The 21,651-nt window shown below is 61.0% G+C and carries 22 protein-coding genes and 3 pseudogenes; 13 read left to right on the top strand and 12 right to left on the bottom strand.

Annotated elements, in window-relative coordinates; genetic code table 11:
* The first annotated feature begins 143 nt into the window (after window positions 1–143).
* Window positions 144–1,472 (top strand): aspartate aminotransferase family protein, encoded by a 1,329-nt coding sequence (locus NVV94_RS11120; RefSeq protein ID WP_258447196.1) that lies wholly within the window; start codon window positions 144–146, stop codon window positions 1,470–1,472.
* Window positions 1,473–1,484: 12 nt separating this feature from the next.
* Window positions 1,485–2,048, top strand: coding sequence for a carboxymuconolactone decarboxylase family protein (locus tag NVV94_RS11125; protein ID WP_258447197.1), 564 nt, complete (start codon window positions 1,485–1,487; stop codon window positions 2,046–2,048).
* Between the two features lie 5 nt (window positions 2,049–2,053).
* Here NVV94_RS11125 and NVV94_RS11130 read toward each other — a convergent pair whose 3' ends face one another.
* The 5 genes and pseudogenes from NVV94_RS11130 to NVV94_RS11150 all read right to left on the bottom strand — a co-directional run bounded on the left by NVV94_RS11130 (window position 2,054) and on the right by NVV94_RS11150 (window position 5,562).
* The gene (locus tag NVV94_RS11130) at window positions 2,054–2,848 is read right to left on the bottom strand and encodes an exodeoxyribonuclease III (protein WP_258447198.1); all 795 of its coding nucleotides are present in this window, start codon (window positions 2,846–2,848) and stop codon (window positions 2,054–2,056) included.
* 122 nt (window positions 2,849–2,970) lie between these two features.
* Window positions 2,971–4,047 carry a bifunctional DNA-binding transcriptional regulator/O6-methylguanine-DNA methyltransferase Ada gene (gene ada, locus NVV94_RS11135; protein ID WP_258447199.1) on the bottom strand — a complete coding sequence of 359 codons (1,077 nt, stop codon included), beginning with the start codon at window positions 4,045–4,047 and terminating at the stop codon, window positions 2,971–2,973.
* Between the two features lie 118 nt (window positions 4,048–4,165).
* Window positions 4,166–4,336 (bottom strand): annotated as a pseudogene (locus NVV94_RS11140) (DNA-3-methyladenine glycosylase 2 family protein); the annotation flags it as partial.
* Window position 4,337: 1 nt separating this feature from the next.
* Entirely contained in the window at window positions 4,338–4,997 is a 660-nt protein-coding gene (gene alkB / locus NVV94_RS11145) for a DNA oxidative demethylase AlkB (RefSeq protein ID WP_258447200.1), read from the bottom strand.
* A gap of 127 nt (window positions 4,998–5,124) precedes the next feature.
* Window positions 5,125–5,562 (bottom strand): Lrp/AsnC family transcriptional regulator, encoded by a 438-nt coding sequence (locus tag NVV94_RS11150; protein ID WP_258447201.1) that lies wholly within the window; start codon window positions 5,560–5,562, stop codon window positions 5,125–5,127.
* Window positions 5,563–5,694: 132 nt separating this feature from the next.
* Here NVV94_RS11150 and NVV94_RS11155 point away from each other — a divergent pair, with 132 nt between their 5' ends.
* Window positions 5,695–6,591 (top strand): DMT family transporter, encoded by an 897-nt coding sequence (locus NVV94_RS11155; protein ID WP_258447202.1) that lies wholly within the window; start codon window positions 5,695–5,697, stop codon window positions 6,589–6,591.
* Window positions 6,592–6,675: 84 nt separating this feature from the next.
* On the opposite strand, the gene NVV94_RS11160 is transcribed toward NVV94_RS11155, so the two are convergent.
* Entirely contained in the window at window positions 6,676–7,512 is an 837-nt protein-coding gene (locus NVV94_RS11160) for an NAD-dependent protein deacetylase (protein WP_258447203.1), read from the bottom strand.
* Between the two features lie 123 nt (window positions 7,513–7,635).
* Between NVV94_RS11160 and NVV94_RS11165 the strand changes: the two genes are divergently transcribed.
* Window positions 7,636–8,124, top strand: a complete 489-nt coding sequence (locus tag NVV94_RS11165) for a hypothetical protein (RefSeq protein ID WP_258447204.1) — start codon at window positions 7,636–7,638, stop codon at window positions 8,122–8,124.
* 138 nt (window positions 8,125–8,262) lie between these two features.
* On the opposite strand, the gene NVV94_RS11170 is transcribed toward NVV94_RS11165, so the two are convergent.
* The 5 genes from NVV94_RS11170 to NVV94_RS11190 all read right to left on the bottom strand — a co-directional run bounded on the left by NVV94_RS11170 (window position 8,263) and on the right by NVV94_RS11190 (window position 13,336).
* Window positions 8,263–9,090: an ABC transporter permease gene (locus tag NVV94_RS11170; RefSeq protein WP_258447205.1), complete on the bottom strand. Its 828-nt coding sequence runs from the start codon at window positions 9,088–9,090 to the stop codon at window positions 8,263–8,265.
* Window positions 9,091–9,097: 7 nt separating this feature from the next.
* Window positions 9,098–9,970 (bottom strand): ABC transporter permease, encoded by an 873-nt coding sequence (locus NVV94_RS11175; RefSeq protein WP_258447206.1) that lies wholly within the window; start codon window positions 9,968–9,970, stop codon window positions 9,098–9,100.
* 9 nt (window positions 9,971–9,979) lie between these two features.
* Window positions 9,980–11,092: an ABC transporter substrate-binding protein gene (locus NVV94_RS11180; RefSeq protein ID WP_258447207.1), complete on the bottom strand. Its 1,113-nt coding sequence runs from the start codon at window positions 11,090–11,092 to the stop codon at window positions 9,980–9,982.
* Between the two features lie 97 nt (window positions 11,093–11,189).
* Window positions 11,190–12,281: an ABC transporter ATP-binding protein gene (locus NVV94_RS11185; protein ID WP_258447208.1), complete on the bottom strand. Its 1,092-nt coding sequence runs from the start codon at window positions 12,279–12,281 to the stop codon at window positions 11,190–11,192.
* 149 nt (window positions 12,282–12,430) lie between these two features.
* Entirely contained in the window at window positions 12,431–13,336 is a 906-nt protein-coding gene (locus tag NVV94_RS11190; RefSeq protein WP_258447209.1) for a LysR substrate-binding domain-containing protein, read from the bottom strand.
* Window positions 13,337–13,506: 170 nt separating this feature from the next.
* Between NVV94_RS11190 and NVV94_RS11195 the strand changes: the two genes are divergently transcribed.
* From NVV94_RS11195 to NVV94_RS11230, 8 genes and pseudogenes are all read left to right on the top strand, one after another.
* The gene (locus NVV94_RS11195) at window positions 13,507–15,228 is read left to right on the top strand and encodes a 5-guanidino-2-oxopentanoate decarboxylase (protein WP_258447210.1); all 1,722 of its coding nucleotides are present in this window, start codon (window positions 13,507–13,509) and stop codon (window positions 15,226–15,228) included.
* On the top strand, window positions 15,221–16,966 hold the full coding sequence (locus NVV94_RS11200) for an amidohydrolase (protein ID WP_258447211.1): 1,746 nt from the start codon (window positions 15,221–15,223) through the stop codon (window positions 16,964–16,966). The genes NVV94_RS11195 and NVV94_RS11200 overlap by 8 nt, the downstream gene beginning before the upstream one ends.
* The gene (locus tag NVV94_RS11205; RefSeq protein ID WP_258447669.1) at window positions 16,966–17,898 is read left to right on the top strand and encodes a GTP-binding protein; all 933 of its coding nucleotides are present in this window, start codon (window positions 16,966–16,968) and stop codon (window positions 17,896–17,898) included. The genes NVV94_RS11200 and NVV94_RS11205 overlap by 1 nt, the downstream gene beginning before the upstream one ends.
* 101 nt (window positions 17,899–17,999) lie before the next feature.
* Complete coding sequence (locus tag NVV94_RS11210) at window positions 18,000–18,209, top strand: hypothetical protein (RefSeq protein ID WP_258447212.1); 210 nt, start codon at window positions 18,000–18,002, stop codon at window positions 18,207–18,209.
* A gap of 112 nt (window positions 18,210–18,321) precedes the next feature.
* Window positions 18,322–18,852, top strand: coding sequence for a hypothetical protein (locus tag NVV94_RS11215; protein ID WP_258447213.1), 531 nt, complete (start codon window positions 18,322–18,324; stop codon window positions 18,850–18,852).
* Window positions 18,803–19,030 (top strand): hypothetical protein, encoded by a 228-nt coding sequence (locus NVV94_RS11220; RefSeq protein ID WP_258447851.1) that lies wholly within the window; start codon window positions 18,803–18,805, stop codon window positions 19,028–19,030. The genes NVV94_RS11215 and NVV94_RS11220 overlap by 50 nt, the downstream gene beginning before the upstream one ends.
* A 137-nt stretch (window positions 19,031–19,167) precedes the next feature.
* Window positions 19,168–19,702 (top strand): annotated as a pseudogene (locus tag NVV94_RS11225) (ATPase domain-containing protein); the annotation flags it as partial.
* Between the two features lie 24 nt (window positions 19,703–19,726).
* Window positions 19,727–20,077, top strand: a pseudogene (locus NVV94_RS11230) (response regulator); the annotation flags it as partial.
* A gap of 134 nt (window positions 20,078–20,211) precedes the next feature.
* On the opposite strand, the gene csrA reads toward NVV94_RS11230, so the two are convergent.
* Entirely contained in the window at window positions 20,212–20,409 is a 198-nt protein-coding gene (gene csrA / locus NVV94_RS11235; protein WP_258447214.1) for a carbon storage regulator CsrA, read from the bottom strand.
* 546 nt (window positions 20,410–20,955) lie between these two features.
* Here csrA and NVV94_RS11240 point away from each other — a divergent pair.
* A complete protein-coding gene (locus NVV94_RS11240; protein WP_258447215.1) occupies window positions 20,956–21,582 on the top strand; it encodes a response regulator transcription factor in 627 nt (208 codons plus the stop codon).
* Window positions 21,583–21,651 lie beyond the last annotated feature (69 nt).

A 21,651-nucleotide genomic window follows, 5' to 3' on the forward strand; every position in this document is an offset into this window, starting at 1 on the left:
CAAAAGGTCTTTATCGCCTTTTTATTGGGGTTTTGTCGGCAAGGCGCGGTAATGGTGAGTCTTCAGGCAAATTCATCATGCAAAAAATAATTGCAAAATGAACAGGTGCATTTATTATTTGCAAACCAACCCTGGAGGGGATCATGAGCCACGTCTTTCATCGCAGCCTCACGCAAAGCTACCCAACGGCCGTCAAAGGCGATGGCCCCTACTTGATCGACAGCGAGGGTCGGCGCTACCTGGATGCGAGCGGCGGCGCCGCCGTGTCGTGCCTTGGGCACAGCGACCCGCAGGTGATCGAAGCGATACGCCAGCAGGTCGGGCAACTGGCCTATGCGCATACCTCCTTCTTCACCACCGAGGTGATGGAGGAACTGGCCGATTTCCTCATCGCCAGGGCGCCTGAAGGCCTTGAATCGGTGTATTTCGTCTCCGGTGGCTCGGAGGCCATCGAAGCGGCATTGAAGCTGGCACGCCAATACTTCATCGAGATCGGCCAGCCACAGCGCAAGCATTTGATTGCCCGTCGTCAGAGTTATCACGGCAACACGCTCGGCGCGCTGGCCACCGGCGGCAACGAATGGCGCCGCCGCCAGTTCGAACCGCTGCTCATTGGTGTCAGCCATGTCAGCCCGTGCTACGCCTACCGCGAACAACACGCCGGGGAAACCCCCGAGGCGATGGGCGTGCGCCTGGCTGCCGAGCTTGAAGCAGAGATACTGTACCTGGGCAGCGAGAACGTGATGGCGTTCGTTGCCGAGCCGGTGGTGGGTGCTACCCTGGGGGCGGTCACTGCGGTTCCGGGTTATTTCAAGCGCATCCGTGAAGTCTGCGACCGTCACGGCGTATTGTTGATCCTCGATGAAGTGATGTGCGGCATGGGCCGCACCGGTACGCTGTTCGCCGCCGAGCAGGAAGGCATCACCGCCGACCTCGTCACCATTGCCAAGGGCCTGGGGGCAGGCTATCAGCCCATCGGCGCGACGCTGGTCAGCAAGAAGATCCGCGATGCCATCGCCAATGGTTCCGGGTTCTTCCAGCACGGGCATACCTATATCGGCCATGCCACTGCCTGTGCCGCCGCGCTGGCGGTGCAGAAAGCCATCGAGTCGCGTGGTTTGCTGGCTCGGGTCGAGACCCTGGGAGCCGGTTTGCAGGCGCGCCTGATCGACGCCCTGGGCACGCATCGACATGTCGGCGATATTCGTGGCCGGGGGCTGTTCCAAGGGATTGAGCTGGTGGCCGATCGGGACACGAAAGCCCCGTTCGATCCGTCATTGAAAGTGCATGCGAGGCTCAAGAGAGCAGCCATGGCCGAGGGCCTGATGTGCTATCCGATGGGCGGCACGGTGGACGGCCAATACGGTGACCATATCCTCCTGGCGCCGCCTTTCATCCTCGATGAAACCCATCTGGATGAAATTGCCGACAAACTGCTGAACGCGCTGAACAGCACGCTCAAGACCCTTTAAGGACCCGCTGACATGACTATTCAATCGCGCCTGAGCGCCTTGACCGAAGCGCAGATGGACGATGCCCAGCGCGCCGTCCTCAAGGACATTCTCAGTGGCCCGCGAGGCAACCTGGACGGCCCGTTCCTGGCCTGGATCCATAGCCCGCAACTGGCTGACCATGCCCAACGCCTTGGCGCATTCTGTCGCTATGGCACGCGCCTGGAATTGCGCCTGAGCGAACTGGCGATCCTGTTCACCGCAGCCTGGTGGCAGTCCCAGGCCGAGTGGCAGATTCATGAGCCGATAGCCCGCCAGGCCGGGGTTTCGGACGCTGTCATCGAGGCGTTGCGCCGGCAGGCCACCCCTGAATTCGAACACGAAGACGAACGCTTGATTTACCGCTTGGGGGAGTCGTTGTATCGCCAGCGTCGGGTCGACGATGCGCTGTATCGGCAAGCTGTGGAAGCCTTTGGCGAACCGGCGGTGGTCGAGTTGGTAGGCGTCTTCGGCTATTACGCGCTGGTGGCCATGACACTCAACGTGTTCGCCGTGCGCCGCTATACGGATGCGCCGCTGCCGTTTGCCGAGCCTTGAGCCACTCAGGCATCAGCAGGCAGATCAAGCTCGATCCAGGTCGGCGCATGGTCGCTTGCATGGGGCTCGTTGCGGACCCAGGCATCAACGCCCGCGTTTTTCAGGTGTTCGGCCAGGGGCGGGTTGAGCAGGAGATGATCGATGCGCAGGCCTGAGTTCTTTTGCCAGTGCTGGCGAAAGTAATCCCAGAGGGTGTAGATGCGTTCAGTGGGGTAGATGGCCCGCAAGGCATCGGTCCAGCCCTGGGCCAGCAAGCGTTGGTAGCATTCGCGGCTCTCGGGCTGCAGCAATGCGTCCTTGAGCCAGGAGCGCGGGTTGTAGATGTCCTGGTCGGTGGGCACGACGTTGTAGTCGCCGGCCAGCACCACCGGATGCTGATCGCCGAGCAACCCTTGGGCATGGCTGATCAGGCGCTCGAACCAGGCCAGCTTGTAGTCGAATTTCGGCCCCGGTTGCGGGTTGCCGTTGGGCAGGTAGAGGCAGCCGACGATCACGCCATGCACGGCCGCTTCCAGGTAGCGGCTGTGGCTGTCGTCCGGGTCGCCAGGCAGGCCGCGGCGGATTTCCAAAGGTTTCGCGTCCCTGCCAAGAATCGCCACGCCATTCCAGGAAGCCTGGCCATGCCAGATGGCGCCGTAGCCTGCGGCTTCGAATTCGCCGATCGGGAAGGCTTTGTCCAGGGCCTTGAGTTCTTGCAGGCAGACGATGTCGGGGTGCTCGCGATCCAGCCATTCCAGCAGGTTGGGCAGGTGGGCGCGGATACCGTTGACGTTGAAGGTTGCGATCCGTAGCGGTTGCATGGCCTGGCACTCGCAATGGCTTTCAGTATCTGACCGGGTTGGCGCGGAAAATTCACCCGGTCATTTCAGGTGACGTGCATCGAAACGTTGCGCTTGCCCGCGATGCAGACGACGCGGTCACATCATTTCCCCTCCCGCTCCAACAACTGCCGCTTACGCTCCACCCCCCATCGATACCCGGACAAATCCCCATCGCTGCGCACCACCCGATGGCAAGGAATCGCCACCGCAATGCTGTTGGCCCCACAGGCCTGGGCCACCGCACGAAACGACTTCGGCGCACCGATCATCCGGGCTATCTCGCTGTAGCTGGCTGTCGAACCCACCGGAATCGTACGCAAGGCCTGCCAGACCCGCTCCTGAAACGCCGTGCCGCGCACATCCAGCGGCAAGTCCAGGCCAATGGCCGGCGCTTCGATAAAGCCCACCACCTTCGCGATCAATTGTTCAAAGTCCGGGTCGGCGCCGATGAAGTTGGCCCGCGGGAACTTGTCCTGCAGATCGCGCACCAATGCATCGGGATCTTCGCCCAGCAGGATGGCACAAATCCCGCGAGCGCTTTGGGCAACCAGGATCGCTCCCAGCGAACACTCCCCGACAGCAAAGCGGATATCGGTATTGGCCCCGCCGGCACGGTACTGGCCAGGCTTCATGCCCAGTACGCTGTCGCTGGTTTCATAGAAGCGGCTGTTGGAGTTGAAGCCCGCTTCGTACAACGCATCGGTGACCGAGCCTGCACGCCCGAGTTGATCGCGCATCCTGCGGGCACGGTGCGAAGACGCGTAGGCCTTGGGGGTCAGGCCGGTGGTGGCCTTGAACACCCGGTGAAAATGGAAGGGGCTCATGCCGATCTGCTCGGCCAGGGTGTTCAGATCGGGCTGCTCGTCGGCGTGCTCGATGATTTGGCAGGCCCGGGTCACCAGGCTGGCGTGCTGTTCGGCGACACGGGTCTGGTCGGCAGCGGCGCGTTTGCTCGGGCGGTAGCCGGCGGCTTCGGCTTGTTCGGCGGTATCGAAGAATTCGACGTTCTCGAGTTTCGGCAACCGCGACGGGCTGCTGGCCCGGCAATACACCCCAGTGGTCTTGACCGCATAGACGAATGCATGGTCCGCCGCCGGATCACGGGCCAGAACTGCCTGCCAACGTGGGTCGGACGCGCAAACGGTGGTTTTGCTCGAAGCAGGAGAGGGGGCTTTCATGGCGTTCTACCCTGTGGCGCGATCAGTAGGGCTCAGCTTAGATCGGCCACTGGTCGAGGAAACTCCGGGTCTTGCGGTCAAATTCGATTGTGCGCCGGTGCTGGCCCCACTTCAACGGGCCGGCGCCGGCGTGCAGTTGCTGGTAGGCGATGGCGCGGATCAGCGCTTCATAGGGCTCGCGCGCCGGCTTTGGCTCGTGGGTGCATGGCCCGACCTGTTCAATCAGGCCGGCCCAGTGCTCATCGAGCGAAGCCAGGAAGGTCGTGGCGGCGGTAAAGGTTGCGGTCATTTCAGCCGGCCTTGCGAAAGGTGAAATTGATACGCCGGGCCCCGAGCAGCGGATGCTCGGCGGGCTTGAGTGGCAGCACGCCGTGATAGCGCAAGCGGTCTTCACCACCCCAGACCACGATGTCGCCATGCATCAGTCCAATGCGTTGGGCCTTGTCGCTACGGGTGTGGCCGCCGAACAGAAAGACGGCGGGGATACCCAGGGACACCGAGACAATCGGATGATCGTAACTGTGCTCGTCCTTGTCCTGGTGCAGTGACAGACGTGCACCCGGCACATAGCGGTTGATCAGGCAGGCGTCCGGGACAAAGTCGGCAAAGCCTGCGGCGGCAGCGGCGGCGCAGGCCAGTTGCAGGAACACAGCCGGCATGGCCGGCCAGGGCTGGCCGCTCTCGGGGTCATTGGCTGCGTAGCGATAACCGCGCCGGTCGGTGGTCCAGCCCAGCGCGCCGCAGTTGGTCAGGGCGACCGACATGGTGAAACCGCCCGGGGTGATCATCTGCCGAAACGGCGCTTGCGCTTCGATCGTCGCCAGCGCCTGCAACAGCTGTTCGACGTAGGGCAGGGCGAAGCCCTTGAGTACCCAGGCGTGGGTGCCGATCTGTACCGCCCGGGGTGGTTCGGGCGGCAGCGAGTCGAACAGATCGAGGGTGGTTTGCATGGGCTTGGTGTTACATGGCCAGGTTCTGCTGCACAGCGTATCCGATTTTTCCTGCTCTTGGCGCAACCCCGCTATCACCCATTGCCGAGTGGGTGCTGTCGGTGGTTTCGGATCTCGTTCCCACGCCCTAGGCCATCGGCGGCAGTCGTCGCTTCACCGGGGTCTTCTTGACGATCGCGGTGTTGGTTTCAGCGTAGCCGTTGAGCCGGTCGAGCAGGGTGTCCAACTGCTCCATGGAGCGGACATGGAGGCGGGCGATGAAGCAATCATCGCCCGTCACCTTGTCGCACTCGGTGAACTCCGGGATGGCCACGATCTGCCGCTCGACCTCCTGCAACTGGCCGGGCAGGGGGCGAATACGGACGATGGCCTGCAGCTGATAACCGAAGCTTTTTGCATCGACGTCCACGGTATAGCCCTTGAGTACCCCGCGTTCCTCGAGCTTGCGCAGGCGCTCGGCGACGCTGGGCGAGGACAGGCCGCTGATCTGCGCCAGCGCCTTGAGCGAGCGCCGCGAGTCTTCCATCAGCGCGCTGATCAACAGTTGGTCAATTTCGTCAGTCATGGCGGTCTCGACAGGTGATTGTTGCAATTTGCCTTGATCATAAAGGTAGATCGGCTTTTTTACCTTTTTCTGCGACTGGCGGCGCCCACCTTGGGATTGCCATAATTTGTTCCTCAGAAGGAGGAACCGATCATGAATAACTCACTACGCCGTGGTTCGCTGGAAATGGTTGCCGCCATGCTGATTTCCGGCACCATTGGCTGGTTCGTCCTCGTATCCGGGCAGCCAGTATTGGATGTGGTGTTCTGGCGTTGCCTGTTCGGCGCCGTGACCCTGCTGGTGATCTGCGCGGCGATGGGCTTCCTGCGCCCGGGCATCCTGACCCGCACCACCTTTGCCCTGGCAGTGCTCAGCGGCGTAGCGATTGTCGGTAACTGGGTACTGCTGTTCGCCTCCTACTCGCGGGCCTCGATTGCCATCGGCACAGCCGTCTACAACGTACAGCCGTTCATGCTGGTGGTGCTGGCGGCGCTGTTTCTCGGTGAAAAGATTACCGTGCAAAAGTTGTTCTGGCTGGCCGTGGCCTTCGCCGGCATGCTGGCCATCGTCAGCGCCCATGGCGGGCAGAGTGAGAACAGTGGCGAGTACCTGCTCGGTATCGCGCTGGCGGCCGGGGCTGCACTGCTGTATGCCTTCGCCGCGTTGATCATCAAGCGCCTGACCGGCACGCCGCCGCACCTGATTGCGTTGATCCAGGTGGTCACCGGTGTGTTGCTGCTGGCTCCCTGGGCGAACTTCTCGGCCATGCCTGAGCAGACCGGGCCCTGGGCTTCGTTGGTGACCCTGGGTATCGTTCACACCGGCGTGATGTATGTGCTGCTGTACGGCGCCATACAGAAACTGCCGACGGCGCTGACCGGGGCGTTGTCGTTCATCTACCCGATTGCGGCGATTTTCGTCGACTGGTTTGCCTTTGGTCATCGTCTGGACATGGTGCAATGGGTGGGCGTGATCGCGATCCTGCTGGCGGCGGCGGGGATGCAGCAGGGGTGGTGGTTGCGGCCACGGCCGGTCGGGCAGGTTGGGTGAACGTAATGGCCTCATCGCTGGCAAGCAAGCTCCCACAAGGTGTGTAGTCGTTACTCTCGTTCCCACGCAGAGCGTGGGAACGAGTTAGAGACGTTCAACCAACCACGGCAACACTTCCTCGCACGACGCCTCAATCTTCAAATCCATCAAGTCATCAGCACGAGTCTTCCCCAGATTGATCGCAAACAGCGGCTTGCGCTGTTCAGCCATCATCCGGCACAAGCGAAACGCGGAATACGCCATCAACGAAGAGCCCACCACCAACAAGCCGGCTGCTTGTTCGACCGAGCGGGTGGCCTTGGCTGCAGTGGCCTGGGCCACATTATCGCCAAAAAACACCACGTCCGGCTTCAACCGTTCACCGGCGCAATGGGGGCAACGGGGCACCTGGAAACGCGCTTCGAAGGCCGGCGCGAGCAAGGTATCGCCGTCGGGCACCAGGGTGGCGTCGACGCCCAGCAGGTAAGGGTTTTGCGCTTCCATCAGGCTTTGCACCGCTTCGCGATCGATGCGCTGGGCGCAATCGAGGCACAGCACCCGATGCAGGCTGCCATGCAGCTCGATCACATCCTGGCTACCGGCCTTGTCATGCAGCGTGTCCACGTTCTGGGTGATCAGCCCGGTAATTCGCTGTTGCGATTGCAGCGCCGACACGGCGTGATGGGCGACGTTGGGCCGCGCCTGGCGGATACGCGGCCAGCCGAGCATCGCCCGCGCCCAGTAGCGGCGCCGTGATGCCGGGGTACCGAGGAATTCCTGGTACATCATCGGAGCCCTGCCGCGACGTACACCGTCGTTGTCGCGGTAGTCGGGAATACCCGAAGGCGTGCTGATGCCAGCGCCGGTCAGGACAAGGAACGGCGCGGCTGCCATCGACTGGCAGAGGGTTTCCAGCGCATTGCTGATTTGGCTATCGAACATGTTGGAGCTCCGACAGGGTACAGGCGACGAATGAGGAAAGTATGCACGCTGCAAACCGGTGGGCCTGGCTTTTAAGCTCGATCTCGTTCGACATCGGTTGTGTACAAGGCCAGGAGGCTCAGTGTGAAAAGTTCGGAAGGCAAGTCTTTCATTGCAACGCTGCATTCCACCACCCCGGGAATCGAAGGGAAAATCGGTATCAGCGTGCCCCTGACAGAGTTCGATTTCGCTGTCAGTGGCTGGTTGCAGGTGACGACACGTGGTGAACGATCCGTGCCAGTGTCGTTGCGTTTTGATTATCTGGCGCAGGCAGAGGATCGAATCCTTTACAACATATTCTGTGAAAGCAAAGCAGGGGGCTATCAAGGCGCGAAGTTGGGTGTCAGCCGTAATGGTTACTTGGGGCTGTACCAGCGGGCGGAGGTGGAATCCTACTGGAAGGTCGAGCCGATCGGTGAAGACTGGGAGCGTTCGAATGAGCGCCACTTCATACTGCGAACTGCGACAGGTCGCAGGGTAAAGAATTACCAGTACGATAATCGGGATGATTACCTGAATTACGATGCGGGCGTACCGCTTACTTTCCTGGCGAAGGTTAAAAAGACATTTTGAGCTGGGGCGGCAAGGGCAGAAACTTCCTCGTTCCTCTCTGCGTGGGAATGCAATGCCTGACGCTCCAGCGTCACTTTGCTGCGCGTCTGCGGAGGCATTCCCACGCAGAGCGTGGGAACGAGAGGAACGAGGGGGAAATCAGGAATGCAGTCGCTTCTGCGCACGCTTGTCAGCCAGATACTGGAACACCAGGCGCGCGATCAAAATCGCCAGGGTGATCGAAATCAGCAGTACCGAGATGGCCGCCACGCTCGGGTCGACGTTGTCGCGCAAGCCGCTCCAGATCCGTTTGGGCAGCGTGTCGACGTTGACGCTGGTGATGAACAGGGTCACCGCCACTTCTTCCCAGGACAGCGCAAAGCTGAGCAGGGCAGTGGAGGCGATACCCAGTTTCAGGTTCGGCAGGATGACCATGAAGGTGGTCTGCATCAGACTGGCACCCAGGTTGCGCGAGGCCAGTTCGATGCGGCGGTCGATCTGGCTCAGCGCAACCAGCATGGTGACCACCCCGTAAGGTACGACCATGATCACATGGGCAATCACTACCCCGGCCAGCGAGTCATAGCCAAAACCGGGTGCATGACGGCCCAGGTTGGTTTCCATGAAATACAGCACCAGCGCCGAGATGACCGGAGGAATGGCCATGGGTAGCAGCACCAGGCCGATCAGTGCGGTCGCCAGGCGTGAGCGCATGTACCAGATGCCCAGGCTGAAACTGGCGGCGAGCAGGGTTGCGATCACGCTGGTGGCCACGGCGATGGTCAGGCTCTGGCTGATGCTCGAGAACCAGTCCGGGTTGCTCAGCAAGGCCTCGTAGTGACGCAGCGACCAGTTGCCTTCGGGCATCGACAGGTAGCGCTTGCTGGTGAAGGACACCGGGATGACCGTCAGCAGCGGGAACAACATGAAGGCCATGGCGACCACGGCGAGCAGACGGGTACTCAGGCTTGTGCGATGGGTATTCATAATGATCTCAACCTACCAGTCGATTGACGCGGGTAATGCGCATCAGCACCCAGATCAATGCACTGACCAGTGCCAGCAGCACCACGCTCAGCGCAGCCCCCAGGCCCCAGTTGCTGGTCTGGAACATTTGCAGGAAAACGTACTCGGCGATCATCACCGTTTGCCCGCCGCCCAACAGCACCGGGGTGATGAAGAAGCCAAGGCAGAAAACGAAGACCATGATGAAGGCACCCAGTAACCCCGGCAGCGTCTGTGGCAGCAGCACTTGCCAGAACGTGCGCAGGGCACCGGCACCCAGGCCGCGCGAGGCCATGAGGATGCGCTGGTCGAGTTGACGCATGCTCGAAAGCAGCGGGAACACGGCGTAGGGGATCATCACGTGGAGCATGCCGATGACCACGCCGATCTCGTTGCGGCTCAATTGCAGCGGCTGATCGATCAACCCCAGGCCCTGCAGGCTCTCGTTCAGCAGGCCGTTGCTGCGCAGGGCGATCAACCAGCCGAAAGCCCGCACGAGCACCGAAATCCAGAACGGGATGAAGATGCAGATCTCTACCACGCGCTGCCAGAACGGCGGGCTGAATACCCAGCAGTAAGCCAGCAGGTAGCCAATCAACAATGCCAGGCCACTGACCGTGAGACACAGACGCAGCGTGCGCCAGAGCATTTCATGGATTGCCGGGTCGCTGGCGATGCGCTGGTATTGCTCGATGCCGGGCTCGGGCAGGGTGAAACTCCAGCCCACCACACCCAGAAACGGCAGCACATAGAAGACCAGCAGCAATACCGGAAGCGGGAACAGCAACAGCCCGCGCTCCAGGGCAGGCGAGCCGCTTGCGGTCCTGAGCCTGGGCTTGGTCAAGGTCATGGTCTGGGTCATGTCAAAGGCTCACTTGGACAGGCGGGTCAGATACTGTTCCAGCGCACCTGCGTAGTTGTCCGCGTACCACTGGGCGTTGAGGGCGATCTGTTTTTTCAGGTTCTCGGGCGATGCGCAGTTGGCCGCCAGCTGCTCGGCGTCCATCAATTTTTCAGTGGCGCTGTTGGACGGCCCATTACCGAGCAATTCGAAGAGTTTGAGCTGGCCTTCAGGCTGCAACGCCTGCTGGATGAACTGCATGGCAGGCGCGCTGCCGGCAGGGTTGCCCTGCAAGACTGCCCAACTGCTGGAATTGATAAAGCCGTTGTCAAAGCTCCAGCGCACGCGATTTTCGCTGTCTTCGGCCAATAGCTTGGCCCGGGTGTGCCAGATCGCACCGACCGAGACTTCGCCTTCGATCATCAGTTGCTGGCTCTCGGCACCCGAGCTCCAGAAGGACAATACGTGCGGTTTGATTTCGTCGATCTTCTTCAGTGCACGCGGGACATCCAGCGGGTAGAGCTGATCGGCAGGCACGCCGTCGGCCAGCAGGGCGGCCTCGAGCATCCCGTTCATCCACTTGTACATCGTGCGTTTGCCGGGAAACTTCTCCACGTTCCAGAAATCGGCCCAGTTTTTCGGGCCCTGCTCGCCAAACTTTTCGCTGTCCCAGGCCATCACGTAGCTGAACTGATAGCTGGCAATACCATGGTCGCTGCAGAGCGCCGGGGCGACCTGGTCGCGCTTGATAACGCTGTAGTCCAACGGCTGCAGGATTTTTTCCCGGCCCAGGACCAGCGCCGAATAACTCTCGACATCGACCACGTCCCAGCTTGGCTGACCACTGGCCAGTTGTGAGCGGACGGCACCCTCGGTAGGGCCTGCACCGTCGATGCGCACCGGTATGCCGGTGCTTTTGCTGAAGTTGTCGGTCCAGGCGCTGCGAAAGGCGTTGAGCGCATCGCCACCCCAGTTGACCACCACCAACGGTTTGTCCGCCGACCAGCTGATGCCACTGCGCAGCGCCAGTGGCACCGCTGCCATCAGGCCCATGGCCTGGAGGAAGGTGCGTCGGTTGATCTGCCCGCCGCGGGCTTTTTCGATAAGCACTTCAATGCAGTCGCGTTGGTGGTCCAGGCTCATGGGCAAGTCCTCGTTTGGTCGCGTGCGCTGTCTGTGCGCATGACGGCCTTTTGTTGTAATGGGAGAGTGCTTTGCTATACGTGCAGGGGAGGCGTTGTCAGGCCTGCAGCAGGAAACTCTGCTGCACTGGCCAGCTCAACCAGACCGCTGCACCACTGTTCATCAGGGCGCCGGGATGGTTGCCGGGCACCGACAGGTTGAGCGGCAGGGCATCGCCACCGACCTTGAGCGCCAGATGGGTGCTGGCGCCCTGGTAGACCTTGTCGATGAGCTGGGCCGGCATCACGTTGTGGCCTTCAAGGGTTGGCCGTTCGCGGTGCAGGTTCATGTGCTCGGGGCGCACGGCCAATACCACCGGTTGAGCGCCCATTGCCAGCGGGGCAAGGGCGTGCAACTGGCTGTCGGCACAACGGCCGCTGGCATGCGAGCCGTTGCGCATGACGTCGACCAGGGGGAAGAGGTTCATCTTGCCCAGAAACTCGGCCACGAAACGGTTATCGGGCTGGTTGTAGATGGTTTGCGGGGTATCGACCTGGGCCAGGCGGCCATGATTGAAAATGGCGATGCGCGACGACAGCGCCAGCGCTTCGCCCTGGTCATGGGTCACGAAAACGAAGCTGGTACCGACCTGGCGATGGATACGCTGCAGTTCGGTCTGCAATTGTTCACGCAGGTTCTTGTCCAGCGCCGACAGGGGTTCGTCGAGCAGCAGCAGGTCCGGTTCGAACACCAGTGCGCGCGCGATGGCAACCCGCTGTTGCTGGCCACCGGAAAGCTCTGACGGTTTCTTGTGCATATGCGCGCCGAGGCCGACCACCTCGAGAATATGCTTGACACGGCGCTGGCGCTCCTGGGCGTTGACCTTACGGATGCGCAACGGGTAGGCCACATTGTCCGCCACGCTCATGTGCGGGAACAGAGCATAGCCCTGGAACACCATGCCGTAGTTACGCTTTTCGGCCGAGCGCTTGATGATGTCGACGCCGTTTTCCATCAGCTTGCCGGCGGTGGGGTTGAGAAAGCCCGCGAGGATCATCAGCAGGGTGGTCTTGCCTGAACCCGAGGGGCCCAGCAGCGTGAGGAACTCCCCTTGGCGAACGTCCAGGTTAACGTTGTCCAAGGCAGCGAAACGACCGTAATACTGGCTGATACCTTGTGCACTGAGCTGAATCGCTGAACTACTGGACACTAATGAGTCCCTCTTTTGTTGCCACCGTGACGGTCAGGCCTGGGGTAACCCGAATGGGCGTTTGGCTCATTATTGTTAAAAATATCGCTACATCAATGGAATTATTTTGCCCTTACTGTTTAGTTTTTTTGCACAAAAAAGAGACCGGATCAGACCGCGTCCTGCCAGCTGTGATGAGAGGATTGCAGCTGGCTTTTCACCCAATTGCTGAACGCCTGAACCACCGGCCGCTCGGTCTTTTGCGGGTCGGCTACCAGGTAATAGCCGCGGTGCAGATCGATGGTGATGTCGAACGGGCGTACCAGCAGGCCCCGGGACAAGGCGTCGCCGCTGATCAGGTTGTCGCCGATGGCGATGCCCTGGCCTGCGATGCAGGCGGACTGCGCGCAGTGGGCGTCGGAAAACAGGATGCCGGTCGCGGCGTTGACATGCGAGGCCCCGGCCGCCGTCAGCCAGACCCGCCAGTCCGAGTAGTCGGTCATGTGCAGCAAGGGATAACCGTTCAACTCCTGTGGGCTCTTCAAGCCACTCAGTGAATTGATCAGGCGTGGGCTGCACACCGGAAAGAAGCGCAGCGCGACGATCTCCTCGACCAGCAATTCCGGCCAGTCACCAATCCCGTAGGCGATGAACAGGTCGACAGTGGGGTTATTGGTGTCATCCGGTGTCTTGGGCGAAATCAGCTGCAATTGCACCTGTGGATACTGGCGCAGGAAACCGCCGATATGGTGGCACAGCCAATAGGTGGCAAACCCCGGGGCGCAACTGACGCAGAGCCGGCCCGAGACCTTCTGGTCATCGAGCAGATGGCCGGCTTCCTGCAAATTCAGCAGCAGCCTGTGTACTTCACGGGCATAGCGCTCGCCCTGGTAGGTCAGGCCGATCCCTCGGCCAATACGCTCGGTGAGGGCATAGCCGACGCATTCTTCCAGTTTGCTGATCTGGTGGCTGATGGCGCTGCGGGTCAGGCTCAACTCTTTGGCCGCCACCGAGACGCTGCCAAGGCGGGCTACCGCGTCCAGGGCGCGCAGGGCTGTCATTGAAGGAAAACGCATAAATGATCCCGGGCAGGTGGTCTTGAGGTGAGTTTAATCGAACAATCAAGCGAAAAAAATTCGATTGTTGTATCGGTTGATTCAACAATACTAGCTCAACTCGTCGCGGGTCGGAGTTGGCCCGTGAGCTGTTTTTTCGTTTGGTGGTCCATCGTAAAAGAGGTGCTTGCATGACCAGTTGTGCCCAGGCGCTCGTCCGGTTGCTTGAAGGTTATGGTGTTGAAACCGTTTTCGGCATACCCGGCGTGCATACCGTCGAACTCTATCGCGGCTTGCATGGCAGCAGTCTGAAGCATGTCAGCCCACGCCATGAGCAGGGCGCCGGTTTCATGGCCGACGGCTATGCCCGCGCCAGTGGCAAGCCGGGAGTCTGCTTCATCATCACCGGCCCGGGCATGACCAACATCCTCACCGCCATGGGCCAAGCCTACGCCGACTCGGTGCCCATGCTGGTCATCTCCACCACCAATCGGCGCGAGCATCTGCGGTTGGGCCACGGCCATCTGCACGAATTGCCCGACCAGCGAGCACTGGTCGCCGGGGTCTGTGCTTTCAGTCACACCTTGCAACGTCCCGATGAACTGCCGGAGCTGCTGGCGCGCGCCTTTGCGCTGTTTGGCTGCACGCGGCCACGACCGGTGCATATCGAGATCCCGCTGGACGTGCTGGACATGCCTGCCGATGCCCTGGACCTTCGCCCGCGTGCCTTGCCGGCAGCGCCCGCACCAGCCGCTGCAGCGGTGCAGGCGGCGATCGCGCTGCTCAACCAGGCAAGACACCCACTGATACTGGCAGGTGGCGGCGCACGTCGGGCGAGCGAATCCCTGGCGATGTTGGCCGAGCGTCTGCAGGCTCCGGTGGCACTGACTACCAATGCCCGTGGCTTGCTGGCGCCAGAGCACCCCTTGCTGCTCGATGGCGTGCAGTCCTCGGCCCACGGCCGGGCGTTGTTCGAGCAAGCCGATGTGGTCCTGGCGGTGGGCACGGAGCTTGGCGAAACCGACTATGACTTCTTTGGCCTGGGCCCGCTGGCGTTCAGCGCTCCCCTGATCCGCCTGGATATTGACCCGTTGCAGGTGCTCGGCGCGCAACGAGCCGATATCGGGCTGCTGGGCGATGCCGATCACGGCATTCGCGCGCTGCTCGAAGGCCTGGCGCAACGGCAAGCCGATGGGGCCTGGGCCAGTACCCGTGTGGCGCAGGTCAATGCCATCGAGCGCAGCAGCTGGACACCCAAACAGAATTGCCTGCAGACGGTGCTCGACACCGTGCGTGACCACCTGGCGGCGCCACTGATCGTCGGTGATTCGACCCAGCCGGTGTACCAGGGAGCCCTGGGCTATCGGGCGCCGACGCCCAACAGTTGGTTCAACGCCGGCACCGGCTACGGAACGCTTGGCTATGCGCTGCCCGCAGCCATCGGCGCCAAGCTGGCCCAGCCCCTGCGGCCGGTCGTGGCGCTGGTGGGCGATGGCGGCCTGCAGTTTTCCAGTGCCGAACTGATCGTCGCCAGGGAGGCTGGCCTGGGCCTCATCCTGCTGCTTTGGAACAACCAGTGCTACGCCGAAATCCGCGATTACATGTGCGCTCGCCAGGTACCGCCAGTGGGCGTGGACATTCTCACTCCGGACTTCGCGGCGCTCGCGCAAAGCTGCCATATCCCGCACCGCCTGGTGCGCAACCTGGAAAGCCTGCGCCAATTGCTTGGCGAGCTGGCCGGCAGTTGCGAACCCGTGCTGGTGGAGATGGACGCCTCGGCTTTCCTGAATGAAACCTGCGAACACCCCGTAACAGCTGGCGCAACGATGCCTGAATCACTGCCCGGTACCCGCTGCGCCGAACGTGCTGGACCTTCCTACAGTTCTGAATTTCAAGGTGGCCTCCATGGCTGAGTCTGACAACTTTACCTCCACCCATGCTGCCACCGGGCAGTACGCCGACCTGATCCTCGGCAATGGCCGTATCTACACCCAGAACCCGGCACAGCCCTGGGCCGAAGCCGTGGCGATCCGCGGCGGCAAGCTCATCGGGGTCGGCAAGCTGGCCGAACTTGAGCCACTCCAGGGCCCGCAGACCGTGTCCCATGACCTGGAGGGGGCTTTCTGCATGCCGGGCCTGCATGACATGCACACTCACCCCGACCTGGCCCTGGCGCCGCGCTATAGCGACGACCTGGATGTCGGCATCGAAGACCCGACGCCCGGGCAACTGCGCGAGGCGATCCTTGCCTACGCCGATGCGCACCCCGGCGATGGCTGGATCTACGGGCAATACTGGGTGCGCTACACCTTCCGCGAGGCGGGGCTGACACCCGGTCGGGAATGGCTCGACAGCATCATGCCCGATCGTCCGGTGGCACTGCTCGATCGCATGTGGGGGACCATGATGGTCAACTCCAGAGCGCTGGAGCTGGCCGGGATCGATCGCACTACCAGCGACCCGCGCAACGGCTACCTGGAGCGCGACGAACTCACGGGCGAGCCTACCGGCCTGATGATCGACGGCGCCTATGCGATGATCCACGCCGCCATGCCGCCGACGCCGGTCAGTGTACTGCGCCGCGCCTATCGCGATGGCGTGCATTTCCAGAGTTCGCGCGGGGTGACTGCGAGCAAGTATGTGCATGTCTGCGAACAGCGCCTGCAAGCCTTGAAGGAGCTGGACGACAGCGGCGAACTGACGGTCCGTATCGAAGCGGCGATCAGTTGGCAGGACGACATCTTCCCGGTGCGCCGGCGCTGGGAGCTGCTCAGCGGCGAACGGCACTACTATCGCAGCGCCCGGCTCAACGTCAATGCGGTGAAGTTTCACTTCGACGGCACCGTGGAGCCCCGTTCCTCCTACCTGCTCACGCCGTGGCCACAGGAGTCGAGCTGGCGCGGCAAGCTCAACCTGACCCCCGAACACATCACCGACATGGTGGTGGACATGGACCGCCAGGGAATCCGCGTCATTGCCCACTGCACCGGCGATGGCGCTTCCGATGTGTTCCTCGATGCCGTGGCCCAGGCGCGTCTTCGCAACGGTTTCAGCGGTGTACGCCACCAATGCGCGCACAGTACCTTGCTGCACCCCGGCAACCTGCCACGTTTCAAGGCGCTGGACGTGATTGCCGAGTTTTCGCCGGCAGCCTGGTATCCGACGCCCTTCGCCAGCGGCGCGCGCTCCGGTTATGGCCAGGAACGGCTCAAGCGCATCTACGATTTCAAAGGGGTGCTGGAGGCGGGCGGTACCGCGGTCATGGGCACCGATTGGCCGGTGGCCTCGATCGACCCCTGGCTGGCGCTGGAAACCATGGTGACCCGGCAGAACCCGTGGAACGACGACCCGGCCTGTTTCGGCGAACCGATCGAACTGGAGCAGGCGTTGAGCGTCGTGACCCGCAATGGCGCGCTAGCCATGGGCCTTGAAAACAGCACCGGTAGCCTTGAAGTGGGCAAATCGGCGGATCTGATTGTCATCGACCGCGACCTGTTCGCCCAGGCGCCGCGCAACTATATCCACCGCACGCAGGTGCTGCTGACCTTCGTCGAAGGCCAGCTGGTCTACGATCGCCACGCCACCCTGGCCTCGTCAGGGTTGAACGCCGTATGGCAGGGTGAACCCCCGGTGCTGGAGGGCAAGGCGTGATGGATATGCAGCGGATCGCGGTAACGGTGGTTTCGGGCTTTCTCGGTGCCGGCAAGACCACCTTGCTCAATCGCATGGTGCGCCGTGCAGAGGGGCGGCGAATGGCGGTCATCGTCAATGACTTCGGTGAGTTGAACATCGACGCAGCCATCGTCTCTGAAGTTACCGATGCCGTGTACAGCCTGCAAAATGGCTGCATTTGCTGCACGGTACAGGAAGACCTGCTGGCGCAACTGGCGAGCCTTGCACAAATGCAACCGCGCCTGGAGCGCATCGTGATCGAATGCAGCGGTGTGTCCGATCCCCAGCGCATCGTGCAAACCCTGGCCTATCCGCAATTGCGCAGCCAGTTGCAACTGGACATGGTTATCACGGTGGTCGATGCCACTGGCCATCTGCACCTTGACGGCGAGTACGCGCGGTTGGCCAGGGCCCAGGTGGCGGCGGCAGACTTGTTGCTGCTGAACAAGACCGACCTGGTCGGCGTGGACGAGTTGCAGACGCTGCGCAACGCCCTGGGGTCCAACGCCCGGGTACATGCCAGCGTACAGGCCGAACTGCCCGATGCCTTGTGGCTGGACCCGGGGTGGAACCCTGAACCGAAACCGGCAAATCGGCTCACCCCGGTTGCGGCGCAGGATCACGGCGAGATGTTCAGCAGTTGGCTCTGGCAGAGCACCGGCAGCCTGGAGGTCGAGCGCCTGCGCGCCTGGTTGCGGGCACTGCCCAGCGATGTGTTCAGGGTAAAGGGGCTGGTCGTGGTGGGCGAAAGTGCCCATTGGTTGCAGCATGTGGGCAGTCGTAGCCAGTTCTCTCCGGCCGCGGCCGGCGCCTTGGCAGACGGCATGCGCCTGGTGTTCATCGCCCGCCGTGGCTTTTGCGAATGGGAAGCGCTTGGGCAAGGTTTGTCCGAGTGTTGTGTCAGGGTCTGAAGCGCACCTGCAACCATTGGTCATCCAGCGGGCACCATTGGTCGCCCGGCACTCTCCAACGCATAGGGCCCGGAACAATCGGGCCTTGCCTGGAGGTGCACATGGCAACCGATCCGAAAACCCAACATTATCCCAGCCAGATTCAACCCGATCCCATGCCGCGACGCGAAGACACCGGCTTCCATCCGCCCAAGCCTGGAGAGGAGCGGATGTGGCCTGCGCAGGACGATGAACCGGAAAGTGCCGAAGAGATCGACAAGCCGCTTGCGCAGCCTGATGAGCCGACGCCCCTGTCCGATGACCACCGATAACTGAACGGCTCCATTGAGCCTTCAACGGCCCAATGCTTGCTGCAGTGGACTGGCCCCTGGCTTGCATTGGCTTACTGGCGGTTATTCATCAGAAGCGTCAGTGGAGGTGTACATGTCTTTGAATAAAACACTGTTGGCATTGGCTGTAGGCGCACTTCTGTCGGCATCAACAGTCTTGATTCCCGACACCGTTTCCGATTTTTCGAGTGTGTATGCCAAAGAGGGTGGTGGTGGTGGTGGTGGTGGTGGTGGTGGTGGTCATGGTGGCGGTGGTCATGGTGGTGGTGGTCATGGTGGCGGGGGGAGTGGCGGTGGTCACGGCGGTAGTGGCAGCGGCGGTGGTCACGGCGGTAGCGGCAGTGGTGGAGGTCATGGCAGTGGCTCAGGCCATGGCGGCAGTGGTCATGGCGAGGGGCATGCCGGCGAGGGCGGTGCTGGGCATGCGTCGGGTCACCATGGCAATCATGCAGAGCCCGGCGACGATCATGGTGTCCATGCAGGCGGTGAGCCTGGCGACGATCATGGTGTCCATGCAGGCGGTGAGCCTGGTGACGATCATGGTGTTCATGTAGGTGGTGAGCCTGGTGATGACCATGGCAACCATAGAAGCGGCGAATCGGGCGATGACAAAGGCGGTGCCTGAACGGTCGCCCTGGCTGGAGCATTCGCACAAAGCCAAGGACTGGTTTTGTGCGCCCGAATTACGAAAGCCGTTGTTGAATTCCTCCCCGTTTCCGGGGAATTTCCCCGATTTCTCCCAAGGATGGGCTCCCTTCACCCCAATGATCGGCAGATTGATGGCACGAGCCATTGATGAATGACTTGGGTGTGCCGTGCAGTACGTAGTCAATGACGTAGAGTTTTGCGTTGATCATGGATCGCCAGTCCCTCCTTGTGATGATCAAGTGATCGTTGCGTTCGGAAAAATTCAGTCGGATTGGCTGAAGGTCATTCCCGACGCCTGAAGGCCAGCGCGTTGGGCGTCGACTGCAAGGCAATGGAAGATGCCGGGGCCTTGTACATTGCCTGGCAACACAACCGAAGGGTTGCTGGACGGTCTGGGCGCGCGTCTGCTCAGGCTGGTCGACGAAAAGAACATCAAACGCGTGATGATCGATAGCCTCGGCTCCTTGAACCGCATTGCCAACAACCCAGGCCGGCTGAACGAGTTCTTCAGTGTCTTGATGGGCGAGTTGCGTGCCCGCGGTGTAACGGTATTTGCGACCTGGGAGATGCGTGACATTTTTGGCTCGGAGATCAATGCGCCGGCCCCGGAACTGTCGGGCATTGTCGATAACATCCTGTTGATGCGTTTTGTCGAGCTGCAATCTGAACTTAAACGGGTTCTGTCGATTCTTAAGGTAAGGGACAGCCTTTATGACCCTTCGCTGGTGGAAATCGTCATCGGCAATCACGGAATCGAACTGAAGAAGGCCTTTGAACATGCAACGGCAGTCATGTCAGGTACCGCCGAAACGACTCCTGATCCTTGACGCCAGGTTTCGGGTTTGTTTGCTATGACAACCATCCTGATAGTCGACGATGAGTATCTGATCGCGGATATTCTCGGCTATGCGCTGGAAGATGAGGGTTACCTGGTGGCCAAGGCCAGTAATGGCAAAAAAGGCCTGGAGGCGCTTGAACAGTCCAAACCTTCGCTGGTCATTACCGATTACATGATGCCGGTGATGAACGGCGTCGAATTCGCCAAGGCGGTTCGAGAGGAGGTAGGGGATGTGCGACTGCCGATCATTCTCATGAGTGGTGCCCAGGCCAACATCGGTCGATTGAGCCCGGACTTGTTCACAGCCGTCTTCGACAAACCCTTCGACATTGCCAAACTGGTCGCCAAGGTGCAGGAACTGATAGAGCCGGGCACGTATCCAGCAACTGGATCGAGGCCGGCGCCCACGCAGTTTCATGAGCAAGATGCATCACCGCGCTCCAATTCCACGGAGCGCGCAGAAGACGGGCCGGAAAGCGGCCCACTGCCGAAGGATCCTTACTGAAGATTGTCACCTTTTTCCGGCGCTGGCGTGCCGGCCTGAATACGCTTGAAGATCTCCTCGCGATGGACCTGCACGTCTTTGGGCGCGTCGATACCGATCCGCACTTGCATCCCTTTGACACCGAGGATGGTGATCTTGATGTCATCATTGATGATGATGCTTTCGCCAACCTTGCGGGTAAGTATCAGCATGATTTCTCCTTGATTGCCTGAAAAGCCCGTCCAGCTGCCCCTTTTCGCAGTGTAGTCGCAAAGGGCTGGGCGGTGCCGGGTGAATCCACCGGGTGTATCCACCTGTAACCTTCATTAAAGACGCATCCTGGAATATTTAATTCCCGCTGGCATTAAATGGGGTGAATACGTGATGGCAGCGTTGCAGTGTGGCACGACGACCGCCTGGGACAAAATCGATCTTCGTCGTGTCATGTCCATTGCCTGTCTACAGCGCGTCGTGTCAGAGCCTTCCGATTTTGCACAAGTGGACGATATCGGAGAATTCCGATGAAAATTCGGAAAGGTCCGGTATTGCGAGTCGACTGATTTACGAATAATGCGCCGTGCAGGTAGGTGGTGGCATTTTGCCTCGATCCCTGTTGTTGAACATATTTCAGCCTGGATTCGGCTGGTTGCGGCAGGCATCGGACGCCAATGCTCGGGTCTGGACTGCGGTTCGCTCCAGTCCAGCGACATGGCCAGTCACTTTGGGCACCTCAATTGATGTGTCGCAGTGAGGTTCACATGTACAAAGCGATGATCGTGGATGACCACCCCTTTATTCGTGCAAGTGTCAAAATGCTGCTCCTTCAGGAGCGATTCGAGATTGTGGCCGAGGCCGATAACGGCGTGGATGCCGTGCGTCTGGCCCGCGAGTGCCTGCCGGACATCCTCATACTGGATATCGCCATACCCTTGATCGACGGGCTGGAGGTCATTACCCGCATCAAGGCTTCGCAACGGCCGATGAAAATCGTGGTCCTGACCTCCCAGGCGGCTGAATACTTTTCATTGCGCTGCATGAAGCTCGGTGCCTCGGGGTACGTGTCCAAGACCGACGACCTCAACGAGTTGAGCAAGGCGCTGATGGCGATCATGTCCGGCTACAGCTATTTCCCTGATGTGCCGTTCAGTTCAGTGCGCCGCCTCGATTGCGAGGCCAGCGAAGCGCAATGCATCGCGTCCTTGACCGATCGCGAACTCTTGATCCTTCAGCAGCTGGCCCGAGGCCTGAGCAACAAGGCCATTGGCGAAGCCATGCTCTTGAGCAACAAAACCGTCAGTACCTACAAGACGCGCTTGATCGAAAAATTGCGGGTTCAGTCGCTGGTGGGCCTGGCCGATCTGGCCAAGCGCAATGCGTTGATCTGACCCGGCCGTGTTCTCTTACTTACAACATCGTGGCTGCTGGTGGCTATTGCTGTGTCACTGGCTGTGGCT

Origin of the sequence: Pseudomonas sp. LS1212 (genome assembly GCF_024741815.1) — a bacterium.
Lineage (GTDB): Bacteria > Pseudomonadota > Gammaproteobacteria > Pseudomonadales > Pseudomonadaceae > Aquipseudomonas.

What these genes read in the sequence shown, in the direction of transcription:
- NVV94_RS11205 (WP_258447669.1), top strand. Translation starts at nt 16,966, where the DNA reads ATGGATATGCAGCGGATCGCGGTAACGGTGGTTTCGGGCTTTCTCGGT.
- NVV94_RS11125 (WP_258447197.1), top strand. Translation starts at nt 1,485, where the DNA reads ATGACTATTCAATCGCGCCTGAGCGCCTTGACCGAAGCGCAGATGGAC.
- NVV94_RS11240 (WP_258447215.1), top strand. Translation starts at nt 20,956, where the DNA reads ATGTACAAAGCGATGATCGTGGATGACCACCCCTTTATTCGTGCAAGT.
- ada (WP_258447199.1), bottom strand. Translation starts at nt 4,047, where the DNA reads ATGAAAGCCCCCTCTCCTGCTTCGAGCAAAACCACCGTTTGCGCGTCC.
- csrA (WP_258447214.1), bottom strand. Translation starts at nt 20,409, where the DNA reads ATGCTGATACTTACCCGCAAGGTTGGCGAAAGCATCATCATCAATGAT.
- NVV94_RS11175 (WP_258447206.1), bottom strand. Translation starts at nt 9,970, where the DNA reads ATGACCCAGACCATGACCTTGACCAAGCCCAGGCTCAGGACCGCAAGC.
- NVV94_RS11180 (WP_258447207.1), bottom strand. Translation starts at nt 11,092, where the DNA reads ATGAGCCTGGACCACCAACGCGACTGCATTGAAGTGCTTATCGAAAAA.
- NVV94_RS11130 (WP_258447198.1), bottom strand. Translation starts at nt 2,848, where the DNA reads ATGCAACCGCTACGGATCGCAACCTTCAACGTCAACGGTATCCGCGCC.
- NVV94_RS11195 (WP_258447210.1), top strand. Translation starts at nt 13,507, where the DNA reads ATGACCAGTTGTGCCCAGGCGCTCGTCCGGTTGCTTGAAGGTTATGGT.
- NVV94_RS11200 (WP_258447211.1), top strand. Translation starts at nt 15,221, where the DNA reads ATGGCTGAGTCTGACAACTTTACCTCCACCCATGCTGCCACCGGGCAG.
- NVV94_RS11220 (WP_258447851.1), top strand. Translation starts at nt 18,803, where the DNA reads ATGGCAACCATAGAAGCGGCGAATCGGGCGATGACAAAGGCGGTGCCT.
- NVV94_RS11160 (WP_258447203.1), bottom strand. Translation starts at nt 7,512, where the DNA reads ATGTTCGATAGCCAAATCAGCAATGCGCTGGAAACCCTCTGCCAGTCG.
- NVV94_RS11190 (WP_258447209.1), bottom strand. Translation starts at nt 13,336, where the DNA reads ATGCGTTTTCCTTCAATGACAGCCCTGCGCGCCCTGGACGCGGTAGCC.
- alkB (WP_258447200.1), bottom strand. Translation starts at nt 4,997, where the DNA reads ATGCAAACCACCCTCGATCTGTTCGACTCGCTGCCGCCCGAACCACCC.
- NVV94_RS11120 (WP_258447196.1), top strand. Translation starts at nt 144, where the DNA reads ATGAGCCACGTCTTTCATCGCAGCCTCACGCAAAGCTACCCAACGGCC.
- NVV94_RS11155 (WP_258447202.1), top strand. Translation starts at nt 5,695, where the DNA reads ATGAATAACTCACTACGCCGTGGTTCGCTGGAAATGGTTGCCGCCATG.
- NVV94_RS11170 (WP_258447205.1), bottom strand. Translation starts at nt 9,090, where the DNA reads ATGAATACCCATCGCACAAGCCTGAGTACCCGTCTGCTCGCCGTGGTC.
- NVV94_RS11150 (WP_258447201.1), bottom strand. Translation starts at nt 5,562, where the DNA reads ATGACTGACGAAATTGACCAACTGTTGATCAGCGCGCTGATGGAAGAC.
- NVV94_RS11215 (WP_258447213.1), top strand. Translation starts at nt 18,322, where the DNA reads ATGTCTTTGAATAAAACACTGTTGGCATTGGCTGTAGGCGCACTTCTG.
- NVV94_RS11210 (WP_258447212.1), top strand. Translation starts at nt 18,000, where the DNA reads ATGGCAACCGATCCGAAAACCCAACATTATCCCAGCCAGATTCAACCC.